The sequence below is a fragment of the Nakamurella sp. genome, from assembly GCF_048594475.1.
In the GTDB taxonomy this organism is placed as follows: domain Bacteria; phylum Actinomycetota; class Actinomycetes; order Mycobacteriales; family Nakamurellaceae; genus Nakamurella.
The window spans coordinates 1-3914 of the sequence record NZ_JBMDXT010000096.1 but is presented as its reverse complement, the minus strand read 5'-3'; the positions used below and the strand labels follow the sequence as shown (position 1 = coordinate 3914).

Sequence of the window (3914 nt, the reverse complement as noted above, 5' to 3'; positions counted from 1 at the left end):
ATCTTCTCCTGCAGCGCGGTCAGCTCGTCCCAGGTGGTCGGGACGGTCCAGCCCTTCTCGGCCCAGACCTTCGGGTTGTACCAGACCAGCGACTTGAAGTCGGCGTTGTTCGGCAGGCCGAACGGGATGTCGTTGACGACGCCGTAGTTCATCCAGTCGTCGGGGAAGTACTTCTTGGCGAACGCCTCGGTGTCCTCGGGCAGCGGCTTGACCGCGCCCTTGTCGTTGACGATCTGCGACAGCAGACCCGGCTGCGGGAAGATCGCGATGTCGGGGGCGTTGCCCGAGTCGACCCGGACGAGGACCTGCGCCTCGAAGTCCTTGGAGTCCTCGTACGCGACGGTGGCCCCGGTGCACTCGGTGAACAGCTGGTAGGCCTTCTTGTACGCGTCGGCCTCGGTACCGGTGATGGTGGTGTAGACGCCGACGGTCTTGCCGGTCAGGTCGCCGTACTTCTGCTTGACCGTGTCGCACCAACCGCTGTCGCCCGAGACCGGGCCGCTGTCCGCGCTGCCGGAGGCACCGCCGGCGCTGCTCGCCGCGGACGTCGCCGCCGCGCTGGTCGTTCCGCTGCTGGACGATGAGCTGCCGCCACATGCCGTCAACACCAACGCAATCGCGCCGACGCCAGCCACCGTCGCCGCGAGCCTTCTCCTCGTCGCCTTGTGGGCCACTCGGTTGACCTCCACCTCTTCGTCGGGACTGCGTGTGAGGGCACTCACACGCAACACAGGGATTGAAAACGTTTTCAGTGTGCCTTTGCAAGTCGAGATGAGGATTACGCCCGTAACGATTGAGTAACCCGTCCATGACTGGTCGCTCCGTTGACGGATCGCGCCCGTTTTGTCCACTTGATGCCGGTTCTCGACCCGTTCGACGCTCCCCCGGACTTTCGCCGCGACCGACCACGCCCAACGGGCCGTCTCCATGCCAGGATCGAGGGTCAGGATCGTCCGGATCGGCCGGCCGCCCGGTGGGGCCGGCATCGAACCGGGCGAACCGGATCGACGTGGATCCGCACGGGTCGACGGGGATCGGAATGGACCAGACGCTGCCGGGGCCGCCGGCGGTGTGCCGAGGCAGTCGCGTGGGAGGAGCCGGATCACCGATGGCCGAACAGGTCGGGCCGGAGTCCGAAGTCGAACGGACCCTGGGCACATTGGCCAGCCTGAATCCGGCGTACACCCTGGACCACACGCCGCAGCCCGAGGTCGCGCCCCCGATCACCATCGACGAGCTGTACCGCTCCCACCGGATGCAGATGGTGCGGATGGCCATCCTGCTGGTCGACGACATGGCCAGCGCCGAGGACGTCGTGCAGGAGGCCTTCGCCGGGCTGTACCGCAACTGGGGCGGCCTGCGGGACCGCAACGCGGCCATCGGCTACCTGCGCACCGCGGTGGTCAACGGGTCGCGGTCCATGCTCCGCCGCCGGCGCACCGCCCGGGCCTATGTGCCGCCGGATCCCGGCACGGCCCGGTCGGCGGAGTCGTTGGCCCTGCTGTCCACCGAGCACCAGGCGGTGGTCACCGCGCTCGGCGATCTGGCCCCGCGCCAGCGAGAGGTGCTCGTGCTGCGCTACTACGGCGGGCTGTCCGAGGCGGAGATCGCCGAGGCGACCGGCCTGTCCAAGGGCACGGTGAAATCCACCGCCAGCCGGGCCGTGGCCAAGCTCGGCGACATCATGCGGTCGACGCACTCGTGAGCCGCGCCCGCCCGCGGGGGATCCCCCACCGCCCCGATCGGGTCCCCGGATGAGCCAGGGCCCCCCGGACCCGCAGCGGCCGCCCGGCGCGGCCGACGATTCGCGCGCCGAGCAGGTGCTGTCGCAGGCCCTCAAGGCCATGGCCGGCGGGCAGGCCGCCCCCAGCGCCACCGGCGGGCGGGCCGACCTGCGGCTGTCCACCACCCAGTTGGTCCTGGTCGCCGCCATCGTCGGCCTGCTGGTCGGCATCGGCGCCGGCCTGCTCTCGCTGCTGCTCTGATCACGGCGGCGTCCGCCCTGCCCTGCCCGGATCCCCGCCGACTGGAGCGCGGGTCAGGGTCTCGGCGCAGGGCGGGGCGCGCGTCAGCGGGCGAACATCGAGCCCGGGTTGAACAGGTCCTGCGGGTCCAGCGCGCGCTTGATCGCCCGGTGGACGTCCATGGCGACCGGGCCGGCCTCGTTCGCCAGGAAGTCCTGCTTGATCCGGCCGACGCCGTGCTCGCCGGTGACGGTCCCGCCCAGGGCCCGGCCGGCGTCCAGGATCCGGCCGAACGCGTCGGCGGCCCGCGCCACCTGGCCCGGGTCGGCGGCGTCGTAGACGATCGTCGGGTGCATGTTGCCGTCGCCGGCATGCCCGACCACGCCGATCGTCAGGTCGACGTCGGCGGCGATCTCCGCGCAGGCGTGGATCAGCCTGGACATCTCGGTCCGCGGGACCGAGACGTCGTCGGTCAGCCAGGTGCCCAGCACCTCGAGCGAGGTGAGCACGAGCCGGCGGGCCTGCAGCAGCAACCGGCCCTCGGCCAGGTCGTCGGTGACGTACTGGAAGGTCGAGCCGGCCTCGGCGCAGACCCGCTCCAGCTCGTCCATCTCACGGCGGGCGACGACCGGACCGGCGTCGGACTGGCCGAGCAGGATGGCGACGGGGGTCTCGCCCTCGCCCAGGATGCTCGACCCGGTGTACGCCTCGACCGCCCGGATGCAGGTCGCGTCCATGATCTCCAGCAGGGAGGGGACCAACCCGGCGCGGATCGCGGCGGAGACGGCGGCGCCGGCGCTCTCGGTGTCCGGGAAGGCGGCGACCATCGTGCACGGCGCGGCCGGCCGGGGCCGCAGGGCCAGCGTCGCCTCGGTGATGATGCCCAGGGTGCCCTCGGAGCCGACGATCAGCTTCGTCAGGTCGTAGCCGGCGACGCCCTTGACCGTCCGCCGGCCGGTGCGCAGCACCTCGCCGGAGGCCAGCACCACCTCGAGGCCGAGCACGGCGTCGGTGGTGACCCCGTACTTGACGCAGCACAGGCCGCCGGCGTTCGTGTTCAGGTTGCCCCCGATGGTGCACCAGTCGTAGGACGACGGGTCGGGCGCGTAGAACAGCCCCCGCGACTCGACCTCGGTGCGGAAGTCGAGGTTGACCACCCCCGGCTGGACCACCGCCAGCCGGTTGCCCTCGTCGATCTCCAGGATCCGGTTCATCCGGGTCATGACCACGGTGACGCCGCCGTCGACGGCGTTGGCCGCGCCGGTCAGGCCGGAGCCGGCCCCACGGGGCACGATCGGCACCCCGGCGGCCGCGCAGGCCCGGACGACCGCGACCACCTCGGCGGTGCTCTCCGGGAAGACCACCGCGAGCGGGCGGCCCGAGGGGGCCAGCGGCATCATGTCCCGGCTGTACGCGGCGGTCACGTCGGGATCGGTCCGGAGCCGCTCCGGACCGACGGCCGCGCGCAGGGCGTCCAACAGGGTCGAGGTGGTCCCGTTCGGGCTTTCCGCGGTCGGCGCGCCGATCGGCAGCGTTGCCGCGGACGTCGCAGGTGCGTCCATCACTCGACGGTAGCGCTCCGACGTGAGCCGGGACACTCCGTGCAGCGGCGGCGCCGGCGGCGGGAACCGGCCGGCGTCCGGTGCGTCACCCTCCCGGAGACCCGTCTGCCCGATCGGCCCGTGCCGGTTCCGGCGGCCCGCATCGACGGGGTTCCCGGCGGTGGACGGCCTGTGTCCAGCGTCTCGGCGCACAACAATCACACAGGCCGCCGACACGGCGGCCCGTACCCTGGAGAATTGTGACGACTACCTACCTCGCACTCCTGCCCGGTTGGCTGAGTCCGGAAAACCTGATCAACAACATGGGTGCCTGGGCCGTGCTCGGCATCATGCTGATCATTTTCGCCGAGTGCGGCATCCTGCTCGGCTTCTTCCTGCCCGGGGACAC

At 71.5% G+C, this 3914-nt stretch carries 4 protein-coding genes; 2 read left to right on the top strand and 2 right to left on the bottom strand.

Annotated features, from left to right (window positions below):
• Positions 1-608 (bottom strand): extracellular solute-binding protein (locus tag ACOJUF_RS05000; RefSeq protein WP_420120763.1); only part of this gene is annotated, 608 nt, incomplete at its 3' end.
• Between the two features lie 500 nt (positions 609-1108).
• Here ACOJUF_RS05000 and ACOJUF_RS04995 point away from each other — a divergent pair.
• Both ACOJUF_RS04995 and ACOJUF_RS04990 read left to right on the top strand, forming a co-directional pair.
• Complete coding sequence (locus tag ACOJUF_RS04995; RefSeq protein ID WP_420120762.1) at positions 1109-1705, top strand: SigE family RNA polymerase sigma factor; 597 nt, start codon at positions 1109-1111, stop codon at positions 1703-1705.
• Between the two features lie 49 nt (positions 1706-1754).
• On the top strand, positions 1755-1985 hold the full coding sequence (locus tag ACOJUF_RS04990) for a hypothetical protein (protein ID WP_420120761.1): 231 nt from the start codon (positions 1755-1757) through the stop codon (positions 1983-1985).
• Positions 1986-2068: 83 nt separating this feature from the next.
• Here the strand turns inward: ACOJUF_RS04990 and ACOJUF_RS04985 are convergent, their stop codons facing one another.
• Complete coding sequence (locus tag ACOJUF_RS04985) at positions 2069-3526, bottom strand: FAD-binding oxidoreductase (RefSeq protein WP_420120760.1); 1458 nt, start codon at positions 3524-3526, stop codon at positions 2069-2071.
• Between the last annotated feature and the right edge of the window lie 388 nt (positions 3527-3914).

Bases quoted from the DNA above. Each gene is read 5' to 3' on its own strand.
- ACOJUF_RS04985 (WP_420120760.1), bottom strand. From the start codon at position 3,526: ATGGACGCACCTGCGACGTCCGCGGCAACGCTGCCGATCGGCGCGCCG.
- ACOJUF_RS04995 (WP_420120762.1), top strand. From the start codon at position 1,109: ATGGCCGAACAGGTCGGGCCGGAGTCCGAAGTCGAACGGACCCTGGGC.
- ACOJUF_RS04990 (WP_420120761.1), top strand. From the start codon at position 1,755: ATGAGCCAGGGCCCCCCGGACCCGCAGCGGCCGCCCGGCGCGGCCGAC.